The 17,281-nt window shown below is 42.7% G+C and carries 20 protein-coding genes; all 20 read left to right on the top strand.

Annotation, left to right across the window (positions count from 1 at the left end; genetic code table 11):
* Positions 1-6 precede the first annotated feature (6 nt).
* On the top strand, positions 7-1,122 hold the full coding sequence (locus tag HMPREF1477_RS04220) for an acyltransferase (protein ID WP_005377259.1): 1,116 nt from the start codon (positions 7-9) through the stop codon (positions 1,120-1,122).
* Between the two features lie 208 nt (positions 1,123-1,330).
* A complete protein-coding gene (dat, locus tag HMPREF1477_RS04215; RefSeq protein ID WP_016475935.1) occupies positions 1,331-2,188 on the top strand; it encodes a D-amino-acid transaminase in 858 nt (285 codons plus the stop codon).
* A 73-nt stretch (positions 2,189-2,261) separates the two neighbouring features.
* On the top strand, positions 2,262-3,308 hold the full coding sequence (locus HMPREF1477_RS04210; protein ID WP_016475934.1) for a methionine ABC transporter ATP-binding protein: 1,047 nt from the start codon (positions 2,262-2,264) through the stop codon (positions 3,306-3,308).
* Complete coding sequence (locus HMPREF1477_RS04205; protein ID WP_005377242.1) at positions 3,289-3,942, top strand: methionine ABC transporter permease; 654 nt, start codon at positions 3,289-3,291, stop codon at positions 3,940-3,942. Before HMPREF1477_RS04210 ends, HMPREF1477_RS04205 begins: the two co-directional genes overlap by 20 nt.
* A gap of 8 nt (positions 3,943-3,950) precedes the next feature.
* Positions 3,951-4,250, top strand: coding sequence for a YerC/YecD family TrpR-related protein (locus HMPREF1477_RS04200; RefSeq protein WP_005380196.1), 300 nt, complete (start codon positions 3,951-3,953; stop codon positions 4,248-4,250).
* 135 nt (positions 4,251-4,385) lie between these two features.
* Positions 4,386-5,180 carry a TSUP family transporter gene (locus HMPREF1477_RS04195; protein ID WP_009660997.1) on the top strand — a complete coding sequence of 265 codons (795 nt, stop codon included), beginning with the start codon at positions 4,386-4,388 and terminating at the stop codon, positions 5,178-5,180.
* Positions 5,181-5,191: 11 nt separating this feature from the next.
* The gene (locus HMPREF1477_RS04190; protein WP_016475933.1) at positions 5,192-5,959 is read left to right on the top strand and encodes an SDR family NAD(P)-dependent oxidoreductase; all 768 of its coding nucleotides are present in this window, start codon (positions 5,192-5,194) and stop codon (positions 5,957-5,959) included.
* 160 nt (positions 5,960-6,119) lie between these two features.
* Positions 6,120-6,983 (top strand): hypothetical protein, encoded by an 864-nt coding sequence (locus tag HMPREF1477_RS04185; protein ID WP_016475932.1) that lies wholly within the window; start codon positions 6,120-6,122, stop codon positions 6,981-6,983.
* 14 nt (positions 6,984-6,997) lie between these two features.
* A complete protein-coding gene (locus tag HMPREF1477_RS04180; RefSeq protein WP_005377221.1) occupies positions 6,998-7,336 on the top strand; it encodes a YkvA family protein in 339 nt (112 codons plus the stop codon).
* Positions 7,337-7,453: 117 nt separating this feature from the next.
* Positions 7,454-7,873 (top strand): thioesterase family protein, encoded by a 420-nt coding sequence (locus HMPREF1477_RS04175; protein ID WP_005377257.1) that lies wholly within the window; start codon positions 7,454-7,456, stop codon positions 7,871-7,873.
* Positions 7,866-8,675: a glutamate racemase gene (gene murI / locus HMPREF1477_RS04170; RefSeq protein WP_005380166.1), complete on the top strand. Its 810-nt coding sequence runs from the start codon at positions 7,866-7,868 to the stop codon at positions 8,673-8,675. Before HMPREF1477_RS04175 ends, murI begins: the two co-directional genes overlap by 8 nt.
* 12 nt (positions 8,676-8,687) lie before the next feature.
* Positions 8,688-9,227 carry a hypothetical protein gene (locus tag HMPREF1477_RS04165; protein WP_005383163.1) on the top strand — a complete coding sequence of 180 codons (540 nt, stop codon included), beginning with the start codon at positions 8,688-8,690 and terminating at the stop codon, positions 9,225-9,227.
* Positions 9,228-9,239: 12 nt separating this feature from the next.
* Positions 9,240-9,893, top strand: a complete 654-nt coding sequence (locus tag HMPREF1477_RS04160) for a coenzyme F420-0:L-glutamate ligase (protein ID WP_005377243.1) — start codon at positions 9,240-9,242, stop codon at positions 9,891-9,893.
* Between the two features lie 94 nt (positions 9,894-9,987).
* On the top strand, positions 9,988-11,652 hold the full coding sequence (locus tag HMPREF1477_RS04155; RefSeq protein WP_016475931.1) for a hydantoinase/oxoprolinase family protein: 1,665 nt from the start codon (positions 9,988-9,990) through the stop codon (positions 11,650-11,652).
* Positions 11,639-13,012: a histone deacetylase gene (locus tag HMPREF1477_RS04150; RefSeq protein WP_016475930.1), complete on the top strand. Its 1,374-nt coding sequence runs from the start codon at positions 11,639-11,641 to the stop codon at positions 13,010-13,012. Before HMPREF1477_RS04155 ends, HMPREF1477_RS04150 begins: the two co-directional genes overlap by 14 nt.
* Positions 13,013-13,152: 140 nt before the next feature.
* The gene (gene rph, locus HMPREF1477_RS04145) at positions 13,153-13,926 is read left to right on the top strand and encodes a ribonuclease PH (protein WP_016475929.1); all 774 of its coding nucleotides are present in this window, start codon (positions 13,153-13,155) and stop codon (positions 13,924-13,926) included.
* A gap of 1 nt (position 13,927) precedes the next feature.
* Positions 13,928-14,509: an XTP/dITP diphosphatase gene (locus HMPREF1477_RS04140; protein ID WP_016475928.1), complete on the top strand. Its 582-nt coding sequence runs from the start codon at positions 13,928-13,930 to the stop codon at positions 14,507-14,509.
* Positions 14,506-15,003: a metallophosphoesterase gene (locus HMPREF1477_RS04135; RefSeq protein WP_009661006.1), complete on the top strand. Its 498-nt coding sequence runs from the start codon at positions 14,506-14,508 to the stop codon at positions 15,001-15,003. Before HMPREF1477_RS04140 ends, HMPREF1477_RS04135 begins: the two co-directional genes overlap by 4 nt.
* 79 nt (positions 15,004-15,082) lie before the next feature.
* Positions 15,083-15,865 (top strand): adenosylmethionine decarboxylase, encoded by a 783-nt coding sequence (speD, locus tag HMPREF1477_RS04130; protein ID WP_005377253.1) that lies wholly within the window; start codon positions 15,083-15,085, stop codon positions 15,863-15,865.
* Positions 15,866-16,068: 203 nt separating this feature from the next.
* On the top strand, positions 16,069-17,274 hold the full coding sequence (locus HMPREF1477_RS04125) for an NADP-dependent malic enzyme (RefSeq protein ID WP_005380274.1): 1,206 nt from the start codon (positions 16,069-16,071) through the stop codon (positions 17,272-17,274).
* Positions 17,275-17,281 lie beyond the last annotated feature (7 nt).

The raw sequence follows: 17,281 nt of genomic DNA, 5'->3' as shown, positions 1-17,281 counted from the left end.
TCGCCTATGAAACGATCATTTTTGCCTGAAATAACCTATATGCGTGGTCTCTGTATGCTCGGCGTTATCGGCATTCATGTCGGCTCCTATGCATTACAAAATCCGTTCGTTAATTTACAACTCATTAGCGTGTTGGAAATCTTATCGCGTTTTGCAGTGCCTGCATTTTTCTTCCTGTCAGCCTTTGGTTTGTTCTACCATACATCGGTAAACGATCCATTTAGCTACAAGGATTTTATGAAACGACGCTTTCAAGTGGTGCTCTATCCTTACATTGTGTGGTCTCTATTCTACCTTATCTATACAGGCATAACGGCGCACAATTTTGGAAATCTCCATCCCGGACCATTGCTTGTGAACCTCTTGTTTGGTAACAGTATGTACCATTTATATTTTATGGTTATACTGGTATGGTTCTATGTGCTCATGCCACTATGGCGTGTGATGGTACGGTGGATTTTGAAAGCCCCCATTCCGTGGCTTGTCATCTTATTTGCCATCCAATTAGGTGTTGACTTTATATCATCTTATCGATTGGGAGCCTGGGTGACACAACAGTTTAGCGATTCTCCAGCCATAAAATATCTCTTCGATATGCGCCTTAATTATTGGGTGATTCATTATGTATGGATATTCCTCTTTGGTGCTGTTGTAGCTGAGCGATATGAAATCGTGAAGGACTATATGTGGCGTTACCGATATCTATTGGCCACATGTGCCATTTTATCGATTCTATCCATGTTGGGCGCCTACTACTATGTCATGGATGTATGGCATTATACGGTGCTCGAAGCGATTTACACGGTACATCAGTTGAGTCCAATGGGTGTATTCTATACGGCATTAGGCACATTGTTTAGCTTATTCCTATTCCAAGTGATGCCCCTCAACAATACGATGGAGGCGTTCTGGTCACAAATTGGGGATACTTCATACGGCATCTATTTGGCACATCCGTTCTGGTTATTGATCATGACCGGTATCATGGCCAAGTATAATCTTCTATTTACAGTGCCTCACGTAGTGCTGTTGTATGTGATGGCCGTAGGATTATCCTACTTGACGACAGTAGGTTTACAACAAATACCAAAGCCAATTCGAAAATATATTCTTGGCAACTAATAGGCTTATACAAGCCCTGTAAGATTGGTATATAACTAATTACAATAGAATCCGCTCCTACCATAACTTATAGTTATCGGTAGAGGGCGGATTTTTTCATGACTAATTTGAAAACTTTCACAATGTAAAGTGTGAAAATTAATCTGTGATTGTGCTATAATACAATCATACTGATTAGAGTTACAACAAGGGAAAATGAGGTGCTCTTATGAAAGAATTAACATATTTTAACGGTGAATTCGTCGAACCAGGTGCAAAGGTAATCAGCATTGATGACCGTGGTTACTTATTCGGCGATTCTGTATATGAAGTTGTACGTGTTACAAAAGGTCGTTGTTTTGCATTGTCCTATCACCAAGATCGTCTATATCGGTCCATGCGTGAAATGGATATTCCTGTAAAAATGACGCCAGATGATTTGACCGAACTTCATGAAATTTTGATTGAACAAAGTGAAATCAAAGAAGGTTACATTTATTTACAAATCTCCCGTGGTGTAGCGCCACGCCATCATGCGTACGATCGCTCTAAACTTGAACCACAAATGCTCATGTCCATTCATAATCTCGATATGGATGCAGTGAACAAGTTGGAAACCGGTGTGAAAGCTATCGCATTGCCTGATGAACGTTGGGGTCATGTAGACATTAAAACAACGAATTTGATTCCTAACATTTTGGCGCAAACAAAGGCGGAAAAGAAATTTGCCTATACGGCGATGCTATTCCGCGATGGCATTTGTACCGAAGGGGCTACATCTAATGTATTTGCCGTGAAAGATGGAATTATTTATACACATCCAGCGGATAGTCATATTTTGAAGGGCATTACGCGTCAAATGGTTATCACTCGTGTGGCACCTTCATTGGGCATCACTGTTATCGAAAAAGAGTTTGACCGCGCCTTTGTTGATGATGCGGATGAACTATTCTTTACCAATACAACCGGTGGTGTGATTCCGATTATAAAACTCGACAGAAATCCTGTATCTGATGGTAAACCAGGTGCAGTGACTATGAAATTACGTCATGGTCTAGAAAAATTAATGGAAGAAGGCTTGGCTTAATTAGCATACATAGGTATCAATATGGTAGCTATAGTGGCTGGTAAGGGGAGCTTTCACAAAGAAAGGACATATTTTGATTACATTAGAACACATTAGCAAGGTCTACGAAGGTGCTAATCGTGTAGAAGCGCTGAAGGATATTAGCCTCACCATTGAAAAGGGGCAAATCTACGGCATTATTGGTCAATCAGGGGCCGGTAAATCTACACTGATTCGTTGCATCAATATGCTGGAAGCCCCTACATCGGGCTCCGTTATCGTAGACGGCACAGATTTAACGAAATTGAGTGCTAGTGAACTGCGTAAAGCGCGTAAACACATTGGCATGATTTTCCAACATTTTAATCTTTTATCTTCGCGCACGGTCTATGACAATGTAGCATTCCCATTGGAATTGCAAGGGCTTAGCAAGGCTGAAATCAAAGAACGCATCACTCCGATTCTCGATATCGTAGGTTTATCGGACCGCGTGAATAACTATCCATCCCAGCTATCCGGTGGTCAAAAGCAGCGCGTCGGCATTGCTCGTGCGTTGGCATCTAATCCAAAGGTATTATTGTGCGACGAAGCTACATCTGCGTTGGATCCACAAACAACAGAATCCATCTTGGAATTGTTGAAGGATATCAATGAACGGATGGGGCTTACCATTGTGCTCATCACTCATGAGATGAAGGTTATCCGTGAAATTTGCGACCGCGTAGCCGTTATCGAAGGCGGTGTTATCTTAGAAGAAGGTAGCACGCTCGAAGTATTTACAAATCCGAAGAAACCGACTACAAAAGATTTCGTTGGCTCAGTAGTAAGTGATAACCTACCACAAGAAGCGCTTGAACATATTGAACTTCATGATGACTGGATTGCTGGTACGGCACCATTGGTAAAATTGAAGTTTACCGGCCAAGCCACAGATGAACCTGTTGTAGCAGGTTTAGTACGTCGTTTTGATCTCGATGTAAGCATCTTATTTGGTGGCATCGACTACATTCAAAACACTAGTGTAGGCCGTCTCATCATCATTTTGAATGGTGATCCTATGAAGGCGCAAGAAGGGCTAGACTATATCAGAACATTACCAATTGAAAGCGAGGTGATCGGTTATGTCAGAGCAAGTAATTAAATTGTTGATAACCGGTACCTTGGATACATTGCAAATGACCGTTATCTCTACGATTATGGCCATGATTATTGGTATTCCGCTCGGTGTAGTATTGGTGGTTACATCTAAAGGGCATATTTTAGAAAATGCAGCGCTTAATAAGATTCTAGGGGCTATCGTTAATGCGACTCGTTCCATTCCGTTTATCATCTTAATGGTTGCCATCATTCCGTTTACACGTATGGTTGTTGGTACGTCCATTGGTACGACGGCTGCTTGTGTACCGTTGACATTGGCGGCGATTCCGTTTTTAGCACGTCTTGTAGAAACATCCATTAAGGATATTCAATTCGGTGTTATCGAAGCTGCTCAATCGATGGGGGCAAGCCCATTCCAAATTATCCGCAAGGTATTGTTACCAGAAGCATTGCCAACTATTATCGATAATGTTACGGTGCTTATCGTTAACTTGATTGGTTACTCTGCAATGGCTGGTGCTATTGGTGGCGGCGGCCTTGGTGATATTGCTATCCGCTACGGATACCAACGTTTCCAAGGAGATATCATGCTTGCTACCATTATCATTCTTATCATTATGGTTCAAGTTATCCAAATGATTGGTGACGGTTTATCCAAAGCGATGAATAAGAAATAGGAGGCGTTATGAGCGTCAATGAAAAATTGAGAAGTGCTCAACATGACGAGCTCTTTGAAGGCATTTTACAACTTCAAACTGTAGAAGAATGTTATGCATTCTTTGAGGATATTTGTACTGTTAATGAACTGAAAGCATTATCGCAACGACTTCAAGTGGCTAAAATGTTACGCGCTGGTGATAGCTATGAAACGATTGTAGAAGAAACCGGCGCTAGTACAGCGACGATTAGTCGTGTGAAACGATGCCTTGTATATGGTGCTGATGGTTATACAGTGGTATTAGATCGATTGGCAGACAAAAAATAGTCGTAACATATTCATAGTAGGATATAATACATAACGGTGACCCTGGTCACCGTTATTTTGTATATAGGACTATTGTTTTTACTTATACGAATGGTAAAATGATAGTATATGTATATGAGATATGGGAGGTCGTATATGGAATGGCTAATTGCAATAACCGGATTACCCTATGAGGTAATGATACTTATATTGCTTGCTGTAGCAGGGGCCTTTGCGGGCTTTGTGGATTCCATAGTGGGTGGCGGTGGATTGATATCTGTGCCGGCCATGTTGCTAACTAATTTGCCTCCTAGCATGGCTCTAGGTAGTAATAAATTGTCTAGTATCTTTGGGGCCGGTAGTGCATCAATTACATTTTTACGAAACCATATGGTTGATTTTAGGCTGGTTCGTAAACTATTGCCTTTTACCTTTATAGGTTCTATGCTGGGTACTTTGGCGGTTGTATCATTACCGCCGCTATATGTTAAACCGATTATCATCGTATTACTCGTGGCCGTTACATTATTTGTAGTCTTTAAAAAGAACTGGGGCGAAGTAAATCGCACCTCTCAAGTAATGGGGCGAGCACTTTATATTTGTATGGCCTTTGCCCTTGGCATCGGTATTTATGATGGCTTTATAGGCCCTGGTACGGGTACATTTCTCATTATGGGATTTATCTTTACCGGATTTGATTTTCTCCATGCTTCGGCGAATGCTAAAATTTTAAATTTCACCAGTAATTTAGCATCTTTACTTGTGTTTCTATATTTAGGACACGTCAATATTATGTATGGTCTTGCCGCTGCGGTGGGACAAGTTGTGGGCGCCTATTTAGGATCTCATTTAGCCATTGCGAAAGGGTCCTCTTTGGTGCGTGTTGTATTCCTGTCTGTTACGACAGTGATGTTGTTAAAATTAGTATTTGATTATATTTCTACCTTGTAGGAGGTGTGAGTATGCCTCATAAAAATGATGTTCAAGTGGCATTGATCAGCGGTGGTACATCGGGGATTGGATTTGCCACAGCTAAGCTATTATTGCAAGAAGGTTGGTGCGTCGTTATCAATGGCCGCGATGAACAAGCGGGACAAAGGGCAAAGATGAAATTGCGCCGATATTCTTCGAAGGTGCGCTATGTGAAAGGCGACGTATCTAGTGTTAGCGATTGTCAGCGCATCGTAAAAGAAACGGTAGATTTATTTGGTAGTATTTCGGCTCTTGTAACGGCGGCTGGATATTATGAAGAAGAGCTACTAGCCGATGTATCTGAATCGGCCTTTGATGAAATGTTTGGAACAAATGTAAAAGGAACTGTATTCTTGTGCCAAGCGGCATTGCCTTATTTACGTCAAGTAAAGGGCAGTATTGTTACCGTATCTAGTGATGCAGGCCTACAGGGCAATGTAGCCTGCTCAGTATATGGTGCATCAAAAGGTGCTATCGTAAGCTTTACAAAATCACTGTCCCTTGAGATGGCACCTCATGAAGTACGTGTAAATTGTGTATGTCCTGGCGACGTAGATACATCGCTTGTAGATAAGCAAATTGCCCAATCCCATCAAGATGCGGAACAAGTAAAAGAGGAGATGGGCCAACATTATCCGTTAGGACGTATTGCAAAACCTCATGAAATTGGAGAAGTTATCGCTTTTTTAATTAGTTCAAAAGCATCCTTTGTAACAGGTGCTGCGTGGACGATTGATGGAGGTCTTACGAGTTGGTAGTGAATAGAGTGTTATCTATTACTAATAGTCATAATAAGACAGTTTATACAGGGTAAAATATATATTATTCATTTCAATTCTACATTGAGAATGGTATAATAATACTAATGAACGATACATACATTCACAAGTGGAATCCGGAGAAAAAAGGAGAACGATTATGGCAGAATATAATGGCGTTAGAATTGAACCGCTTAGCGATGGTGGTCAAGATTTAAATTATCAAGTTGAACAATTTATTTTCTGGGGTGCAGGCCGTGCTGCCGTATTGGCTTTGTCTCCAAAATTCAGCAATGTTGCACTATGCACAAATGCAACATACATGGTAACTCGCATTGCTCATTTATATGATGTTGAATTACAAACAGGTGCTGTTGTAGGTTTAGTAGGTGGCTTGAGCACTGCTATTGCTACAGCTGCTATTTCCTTACTCGTACCTTTTAAAGCAGTACGCGTACCGGTAGCTGTTGGTTTGACCTATGCTATTGGTAAGGTAGCTCATATCTGGATCGAAGATGGTATGCCATCCGACATCGAACGCTACAAACCTATGATCGCTGAGTTCTATGAAAATGGTAAAACCATTGCTGGCGAAATCGCTCGCGATGCAGCAGCAAGCATTCCGTTCACTCAAGGCCAACGCGATGTATGGGCTGGTATTGCCAATGAAACAGGTCTTGCAAAAGAACAATTAGAACAAGTATATTCTGAAAAAGTAGCACCTGCTATTGAAAAATGGAATACGGAAACGAAATACCAATTGCATGATAATGCAGCAGAAGCAGTAGCAAAAGTAACTGATGCGGCAAAAGAAAAAATCGATGTAGCAAAAGAAACATTGGATACTGCAAAAGAATTGGCTAAAGGTGGCGTAGAAGTAGCGAAAGCAACTACTCAAGTGGCTGTGGAAAACGCAAAAACTACAGCGACTAAAGCTGTGGAAAATGCAAAAGATACTGCATTCCAAGCTGTTGAAACAGTAAAAGAAACGACAAAATCCACAATTAACGGTTTTCGTAAATAGTTAGAAGGATTGGTATGAATCCATTAAAGATCATCAAATATGGCAAGTATTTTAGTGAGTCTCGATTCTTGGCGTTTGCCACTCGCTATGGTAAAAAACTTGCCTTTGTACAAAAAGCAGTGGTGTTATTCTTTTGCTTGCGCGATCAAGATACACCAAAATATGTAAAGGCTATTTTAGCCGGCGCCTTAGGGTATCTCGTCCTACCAATCGACATCATTCCTGATACGATTGCGGGCCTTGGCTGGGTAGATGATGTAGCAGTTCTCGGCATTGCTTTCAAAATCGCCAACCGCTATATCAAAACATCCCACGAAGAACAAGCGAAAAAGCTATTCCCTTTTGGCAACTAACAAGTACATAAAAAGGCAGTTTAATCATTGTTATTGGTTGGACTGCCTTTGTTTATTTGACACCCTTTGTTAATAGATATACAATTAAATTTGTATTGTAATAAGAAGGATGAATAAATGTATACAGCGACAATTAACGTCCGTTTTTATGAAACCGATATGATGGGAATTGCTCACCATAGCAATCATTTTCGGTGGTTTGAAATGGCGCGTATTGAATTCCTTCGTCACATCGGTGTCACCTTGTGGGATATGATGGACGAGGATATAGTATTTCCAATTATGAATGTATCGTGTAACTATAAGGAACCGGCTCGGTTCGATGACACGATTAATATAGAAACCTATTTAGTCAAAATGACCCGTGCTCAGATGGTATTTAAATACCGCATGCGCCGCGCTAGCGATGGTGCACTATTGGCGACGGGTGAGACTAAGAATGCCTTTATGTCTAAATCGTCTGGGAAAATCGTACGATTAGAGGATCGCTTTTATCAACCTATTCTAAATGCTGTTGAGGAGATGCCTCATGACTAATATAGATACACAACGACTGCCTATCGGCGTCTTTGACTCAGGTGTAGGTGGTCTATCCGTTTTGAAAGTTCTACAGGAACAATTTCCCAATGAAAACTTCATCTATATAGGGGATAATGCTAATAATCCCGTTGGCAATCGTCCAACCGAGGAGATTACAGAAATCGCTTGCCGTATTGCAGAAACATTACATCAAGTACCTGTAAAATTGATGGTTATCGCTTGTAATACTTTCACCGTAGTGGCCCTCGATGAGGTGCGTAGTCGCGTCAACGTGCCGGTTATCGGTGTATCGCAAGGTGTTAAGACTGCTATTCGTGAAAGCAATAGTAATACCATCGGTATCATGGCGACGGTGGCGACCGTTAATAGTCATATTCATAAATATGTGGCTATGGACATCGACCATGAGGTTTTTGTATGGGAACAACCATGCCCAGAACTAGCCGGCTTAATTGAACAAGGTCATTTGCATGATGACGCTGTTCGTAAAGCCGCTAAGGAGTACTTAGCACCTATGCTAGAACGGGATATCGATGTTGTCGTATTGGGATGTACTCATTTCCCATTTGTTAGCCCTGTCCTGCAGGAGTTATCAGGTGACCGCATCCGATATATCGACCCTGCTTATGAGACTAGTGATCTAGTACGACGTACGATGGACAGCAATCATTTGCATAATCCATCTACTGAGAAGGGCCGTAGCACCTTGTATTTCACAAAGGATATTGCCCTAGGGGCTGATTTGGGTGCCCAATTCTTAGATACTGATGATTTTTCGGTGGAATTGATTACACTATAAAGGAGAATTCACATGTGGTTTTATGACATAATAAATGTGATAGTTGCCATTGCAGTTATCGTAGCTATTTTGTACTTACTATTCCGTCTATTCGTATTAAAACAAGGTAACGAACGAGTTATTTTGTTGCCAAAGCGAAAAACAAGCTTTCAATTGGCAGATATGAATATGAGCTCCATGACATTGTTCTGCGATGTGCCATTTGTAAACAAAGGCCGTCAACTTGGTACAATCATGGATTTATTTCCACGTCCTTTGCTTCCAGAAGAACATTTTGATGGTGTGAAAGTAGATGCTTGGGCTATGGATATCGATCGTCCTCGTCACGATGGTTACTTTGAAGCTATCATTATCAAGCCTCGCAAGGGTGGTACAATCCGCATTTACGTTACCTTAACTGGTAGAAATGGTAATATTCGTGAAGATATTAAGGGATTCCCTTATATGGACATCGATATTTATTACCAAATCGTAGGTCGTACCGATTACCATATCGATAAACAACGTATTCGTTTGACTGCAGAAGAAGTACAAGCAGCATTGGTTCACTAAGGAGGCATAACAATGGCAGAATTAGAATTAGTATGTGTTCCTACACGTATTCTTACAGATAATGATGACATCGTTGATGCTATCGTTGAATTTGGTGGTCACAATATTGGACCAGAAGATATCGTATGCGTAGCAGAATCCGTTGTGGCTATTACACAAGGTCGCTTTACACGTCCTGAAGAACTCAATGTATGTTGGCAAGCGCGTATGATCAACCGCTTTATCCATCCAGATGGTTCCATGGCTTCTATTTATGGTATGCAATCCGCTATGAACTTAGATGGTAAATGGAAGGTATTAGGTGCTTTCTTCTTAGGTGCTATTGCTAAAATTTTCCGCAAACCAGGCGTGTTTTACGCTATTGCCCGTGCTGCATCCTTAACCGATGACGTAACAGGTACAATGCCTCCATTTGATAAACACATCGTATTTGGTCCAAAAGATCCAGATAAGGTGGCTGAAAAAATCGTTCAACGCACAGGTTGCTATGGCGCTGTTGTAGCAGACGTAAACGACTTGAAACGCTCTGCAATTCTCGGTACAAGTCGCGGTATTGATGCGAAGAAAATCGCTAAATTGTTGATTGATAATCCGTTTGGTAATGATAGCCAAATGACACCAATCGTTATTATTAAAAACTACGCTTCCGTTTCGGGAGCAAAATAAAAGATTCTCGATGTTTCCGGTGCAGAACTGGTAAGTCTAGAGATTAACAAAAGAGACTGCTCCGGCGGTCTCTTTTCTGTTTAAAGGAGGATATATGTTATTAGGCATAGATGTAGGCGGCACCTTTACGGATGCCGTTATTATAGATGGGGGTACCATCGTTTCATCGGCGAAGCGGCGAACCACGAAGGAGAACCTCATGAATGGCATAACGGATGCCTTAGGTGCGGTGATGCGTGGTACGGACCCTGCACAAATAGAACAGGTAACGCTATCCACTACGGTAGTGACAAATACAATTGTGGAGCATAAAGAACAGCCTGTAGATCTCTATGTAGTAGCGGGACCAGGGCGCAATGTAGATGATATATTCCCTGTAAGACCTGTGTATCTTAAAGGGTATACGGACCATCGTGGCATCGTGGTGGAACGTACAGATATAGAGGGGACTCATCAACTAGCGAACATGGTGCAAGCTAAGAGTGGTACCGATTTGGCTGCTGTATCCGCAAAATTTGGTGTTCGCAATCCGAAGGAAGAAATCGATGTTGCTCAGGCTCTAGCTGACACATACCATACGATTTCTACAGGCAGTGCGTTAAGTGGCAATCTTAATTTTCCACGTCGCACCATCAGTGCCTATTTTAATAGCGCCGTGGCCTCTGTATTTAAGGAATTTAAGAACGCTGTTTACCACGCATTAGATACCTTTCACATTACGGCACCGGTATATATTTTGAAAGCTGACGGTGGTTCGCTACCGATAGATACGGTGGAATCCATTCCTGTAGAGACTGTATTTACCGGACCAGCTGCAACGGTACTTGGCTTGGAAGCATTGCGCAGCACTAAAGACGCCCATACGGTGGCCCTTGATATTGGTGGGACTACAACGGATATTTCCTTGTGGAAACAGGGCAAACCACTGATGACAAAGGAGGGCGTATCTATTCGTGAATATCCAAGTGCTGTACGTTCCTTTGCGGTTACCTCGGTGGGCATTGGCGGTGAATCGGCGGTGCGCTATGAAGATGGGAAACTCATGGTCGGCCCTGAACGGATTGGCCCATCTGTTGCATTGGGCGGCACAATCCCTACATTAGGGGATGCCCTCATCGTGCTTGGTAACGCGCATTATGGCGATGAACAGAAGGCGTACGATGCCATTGCACAGATTGATACGACCATTGATGCTAGCACTATGGCTCAACGCATCGTAGATGAAGCCGTCCGTGTTGTAAAGGAAGGGATTGATACGGTCGTGGCGAAGGAAAATAAACGACCTATCTATGTAGTAGCCGATATTGTGCATCCTGATCCATTTGTGCCGGCCCAGCTTGTTATCGTCGGTGGCACGGCGGCTAGTTTGGGCCCTATTATTGGGGACCAACTAGGATTGCCTGTTCATATTCCAGCCGATGCGGCCGTGGCTAATGCCATCGGTGCTGGTGTGGCTAATCATACGATGGCGATAACGGTTCACGTCGATACAAAACGTCGTACTATGGTGGTGCCAGAACTGGGAATTCAGGATACAGGTAGCTCTTTGCGCTCTGCTGACGCTGTGGAAGAGGTGGCGTATCGATTATTATGTGAAGCTGCTCAAGAACAAGGCCTTGTAGCAGCAGGCGTAATACCTGATGTAGAAACGATAAGCGTTGAAGATTTCCCTGTTGTCGATGGATGGCAATCGATGGAACGCATTATTACTGTGAAAGTACAATTGAAAGCGGGGGTGAGCGGCTATGTGGAATCATAAGGACAGTTACCGTGTGCGAAATGGAATCGTGTCGGCTAGCACAATAGAACATCCTTCATTAGGCCTTGTATTTTTCCCTGCCTTTGATTGGAAAATTTCTGCTACTCATCCAGAACGGCAAGAACGGTTGCTCTATACGCGGGATCAAATCGTAGAAGAAGGATTGCTCGATGTACCGAATATTAGAGAATATAATCCTATCGTAGCCGACTGGGATGTGATAGAACGAGTTCACGTTGGGGCCCCTGATTTAGCATCTTGGGTAACCGATGCGCATCGCGTATCGGCTGGTGGTGCCATTGCAGCAGCTGATGCGGTGCTACGAGGTGAAGTTGATCGGTCCTTTGCCCTCGTTAGACCACCAGGACATCATGCGATGGCTATGGTTCATGGCATCCGTGGATTCTGTACCATCAATATCGAAGCTGTTATGATTCAGCATATACGTCAAACCTATGGTGTGAAACGGGTGGCCATCGTCGATACTGATGTACATCATGGAGATGGATCGCAAGATGTGTTCTACCACGATCCGGATACCTTGTATATAAGCTTTCACCAAGATGGACGAACCTTATATCCGGGTACAGGATTTATGGATGAATTTGGTGGACCTCAAGCCATTGGTGCTAATATCGATATTCCGTTGCCACCGGGGACGGGCGATGAAGGCTTATTAAAGGTTATGCGTGAGCTAGTGCTGCCTATACTCCATGAATTTAAACCGGATATCGTCATTAATTCGGCGGGACAGGACAATCACTTCTCTGATCCGTTAGCTAATATGAATGTGACCGCTAAGGGCTATGCAGAATTAGTGGATTTATTGCAGGCAGATATTGCAGTCCTTGAAGGGGGCTATTCTGTACAAGAGGCCTTGCCTTATGTAAATACGGGTATCATTTTATCGATGGCTGGGTTAGATTACAGTCGCGTTATCGAGCCAAACTATGTAGAACAACATCAGTCGGCTGATGTAACGAGATATATTGATGATCTTATTTTGAAATGGAAGGACCAATGGGCACGGCGTGAGGAAATAGCACGAGATGAACTCATCGGCCATAAGGATAGATGGGTCCGTGATTATTCTGTGTATTACGACGAATCTGGTGTACAAGAAGAGCGTCGTGAAACAGTGCGCCTCTATCCTGATAAAATTGGTTGGCATAGCATTGAATCCTATGGAAATTATGGGCCCTATGCAAAGCAAAGTGTGTACGCTATGTTTATTCCATGGCAGGCCGATAATGCTACGCGCGAAGAGGCTTTCACAGAAGCACGTCGCATGAAAGAACAGGGTGGTCTCAATCGCTATGTAGTGGTGGACCCTATGGGACAGGGACAAGTTGAAATTTAGCCTGTCGAATGGGAACCATTGTTCATGATATAATAGAATAGACGAGATAGCGCCCCTCGTGTGAGGGGCGTTTCTATTGTAATACATATCCTATAATGAACAATTCAGCATGGTATACTAGACATAAAGGGGGCGTTGTTATGCGCAGTGATAATAGAACAGCAGGTCAATTGAGACCGATTAAAATAACAAGACATTTTACAGAATATGCAGAAGGTTCTGTACTCATCGAATGTGGTAAAACAAAGGTCATTTGTACAGCTACTATCGAGGAAAATGTACCGCGCTGGCTAAAAGGTTCTGGTCAAGGCTGGGTGACTGCAGAGTATTCCTTGTTGCCACGTTCTACAAAAACACGGGTAAGCCGTGAGGCCGCTCGAGGTAAACAAACGGGCCGTACCGTTGAAATTCAACGCTTAATCGGTCGTGCATTGCGCGCTGTTGTAGACTTAAAGGCTTTGGGCGAGCGCTCCATCACCGTAGACTGCGATGTTATCCAAGCCGATGGCGGTACGCGTACGGCGTCCATTACAGGTGCCTTTGTAGCCCTTGTGGATGCCATCGATTTTACATTTGGCGGCTTTGGTAAATTCCCTATTACCGATTTCTGTGCCGCTATTTCCGTCGGCATTGGCCCAGAAGGTCCTATTACAGACCTTTGCTATGAAGAGGATAGCGCTGCCGTCGTGGACATGAACGTGGTGCGCACCGGTGCGGGTAATCTTATCGAGGTACAAGGTACGGGTGAACATGGCACATTTAGCCGCGATGAACTTAACCAATTATTAGACCTTGCAGAATCTGCTACTGACGAATTGATGGCTGTGCAACGCAATGTACTCGGCTCTGTAGCGGACAAAATTGGCAAGGTGTATCCTGATGCACCTGTTCAAACCGCTGAAGGAGAACAATAATATGGAACGTATTGTATTAGCAACGGGCAATAAGGGGAAAATACGCGAATTTGAACGGGCCTTTTCTCATATGAACATCACCTGTGTGCCTGTGAAAGACATAGTGGACGTTCCGGAACCAGAGGAAACGGGCACAACTTTTATGGAAAATGCCATCCTCAAAGCGAAATACTATAGCGAAAAAACAGGATTGCCGTGCTTAGCTGATGATTCGGGGCTCACTGTCGATGCTCTTGATGGGGCACCTGGCGTATACTCCGCACGCTATGCAGGCGTTCATGGCGATGATGAAGCAAATAATGAAAAATTAATACGCGAATTACAAGGTAAATCGGATAGAACGGCGCACTATGTATGCGCTTTAGCTTTGGTACATCCGGACGGTGCTAGCGTGACGGCCGAAGCCTCTTGTGATGGTGAAATTCAAGATACACCGGTTGGCACCAATGGATTTGGGTATGATCCATACTTCTTTGTTCCCCGATTTGGCAAAACTATGGCGGAACTCGATATCGATACGAAGGAAACCATCAGTCATCGTGGCAAGGCGTTGCAAGAATTGGTTGCAAAGGTGAACAAATGAAACGAATAGGTATTATTAGTGATACACATGGCTATCTGGACACCATTGATCTCGTGCTAGATGCAACGATGGACCAAGATATCGACATCTGGCTACACGCCGGCGATTATGGCGATGATGCACGATATATGCAAACGCGTATTGATGTGCCGGTCTACGCCGTGCGCGGTAATAATGACCGCGTGCAGCCCTTAGAACCTAAGGAACAATTGATTCCCTTAGAGGATACCTATATTTACATGACCCATGGTCATGAGGTATCATATGATAAACGAATACAAGAATTGATACACATCGGCAATGCTATGGGTGCGCGCCTCATCGTGTGCGGGCACAGCCATGTTTATAAAAAAGAACTTTTAGGTGATACATTATTTATCAATCCTGGCAGCATTGCATTGCCGCGGGATGGATCGGGTGGTACCTTTGCCATCGTCACCTATGAAAATGGTGCCTTTGATGTAGAATTTGTGTATAAACAGGATATTATATAGTATATGTGTGAAAGCTACATTTTGTATGACTTTCACAAAAAAATAGTAAGTCTATGCATGGAAAGGGTTATGGCATATCATGGATACACCAGTTAAAGCAAAGCCTAAAATGAAGTTATATGGGTTTAATAATCTCACGAAGACGTTGAGTTTTAATATTTATGATATTTGTTATACTCGTACAGAGGAAGAAAAAAAGCAGTATATTCAATATATTGATGAAGTATACAACGCGGAACGTTTGACGAATATTTTGACCGAAGTGAGTCATATTATCGGTGCTAACATTTTAAATATTGCGAAACAAGATTACGACCCACAAGGGGCATCGGTTACGATTTTGATATCTGAAGAAGAAATTGAAAAAGAAGATGTGGTTATGCATTTGGATAAATCCCATCTTACAGTTCATACGTACCCTGAAAGCCATCCGCACAAGGGTATTAGTACATTTCGTGCCGATATCGAAGTGTCCACATGTGGTCAAATCTCTCCGCTAAAGGCCCTCAATTACTTGATCAATAGCTTTGATTCGGATATTTTGACATTGGACTATCATGTGCGTGGCTTTACGCGCGACGTGTCGGGCAAGAAAATCTACATCGACCATCGTATCAACTCTATTCAAAACTACATTAATGCGAAAACGCGCAATTTGTACAATATGATCGATGTGAACGTGTACCAAGAAAATATCTTCCACACTAAGATGATGCTCAAGGATTTCGATTTGGATAATTACTTATTCGGCATTACCGAAGCGGAATTGAGCGAACGAGAAATTAAGCAAATTAAACACCAATTGCGACAAGAAATGACAGAAATCTTCTACGGACGCAATTTGCCATCTGTGAAAGCCTAGATGGTTTAAAACGCTTAGTTATTTGTGGACATGTAATTAATGCTAAGAATATGAATTCATGGTTAATTCTAAAATTTTCGAAAAACTATATCGAAAAATCTTGTATTATTGTTTCTGATTCTGTATAATGAACTTGTAAGGGGTATTAATAATTAATACCAAGAAACTATTGTGTCCGTTGTCATCCACAAAGGAGAATTATTATGGACGTACGTGAATTAGCAGTACAAAAAAAACGTGAATTAAAAGGCTTCCTCACAGTAGGAACTAAATATGAATTAAAAGACGCTCATGATTTATCCGTTGCTTACACACCAGGTGTAGCAGAACCATGCTTGCGTATTAAAGACAATGAAGCAGAATCCTTTGAATTAACTTGCCGTTCCAACATGGTTGCTGTTGTATCCGACGGTACTCGTGTACTCGGCCTTGGCGATATCGGCGCTGCTGCCGCATTGCCTGTAATGGAAGGTAAATCCTTATTGTTCAAAAAATTTGGCGATGTAGACTGCATTCCATTGGTAGTAGATACTAAAGATGCTGATACATTAATCAACACTGTAAAATTGTTGCAAAAGAACTTTGCTGGCATCAACTTGGAAGACATTTCTTCTCCTAAATGCTACGAAATTGAAAATCGTTTGAAAGAAGAATTGGAAATCCCTGTATTCCATGATGACCAACATGGTACAGCAATCGCATGTTTAGCTGGTGTAAAAGGCGCTCTTCGCCTTGTTAAAAAAGATTTAGCAACTGCTAAAATCGTAGTAAACGGCGCTGGTGCAGCTGGTGCAAACATCGCTCGTTTGTTATACCTTGCAGGCGCTCGTGATATTACCGTATTGGTATCCTCTGGTGTATTGCACAAAGATTACAAACGCCTTGATTCCTTGCAAACTGAATTGATCGATCTGCTTGGCCTTGAAGAAAAACATGGCAACTTGGCTGAAAACGCTAAAGGCGCTGACATCCTTCTTGGCGTATCTGCAGCAGGTGCTTTCACAAAAGAAATCTTGGAAAACTTGGCTGACGACGCTATCGTATTCGCTATGGCGAACCCTAACCCAGAAGCAACATACGCTGATATGAAAGCTGCTGGCGTTCGCATCGCTGGTACAGGCCGTTCCGATGCACCTAACCAAATCAATAACGTAGCTGTATTCCCTGGTATCTTCCGTGGTGCTATCGACGTTCGTGCATCTAAAATCACTGACGAAATGAAATTGGCTGCTGCCGATGCATTGGCACACTTGATTCCAGACAGCGAATTGAATGATGAAAACATCATGCCATCCGTATTCGACCCTCGCGTAGCTCCTGCAGTGGCAAAAGCAGTTGCTGAAGTAGCTGTAAAACAAGGCATCGCCAAAAACCCTCAAATCGTTGAAGACGGTCATTACGAAGGCTAATTTTAAC

It is taken from the genome of Veillonella sp. HPA0037, assembly GCF_000411535.1.
Classification (GTDB): domain Bacteria; phylum Bacillota; class Negativicutes; order Veillonellales; family Veillonellaceae; genus Veillonella; species Veillonella atypica.
This window is presented reverse-complemented; position numbering and strand designations above follow the sequence as displayed.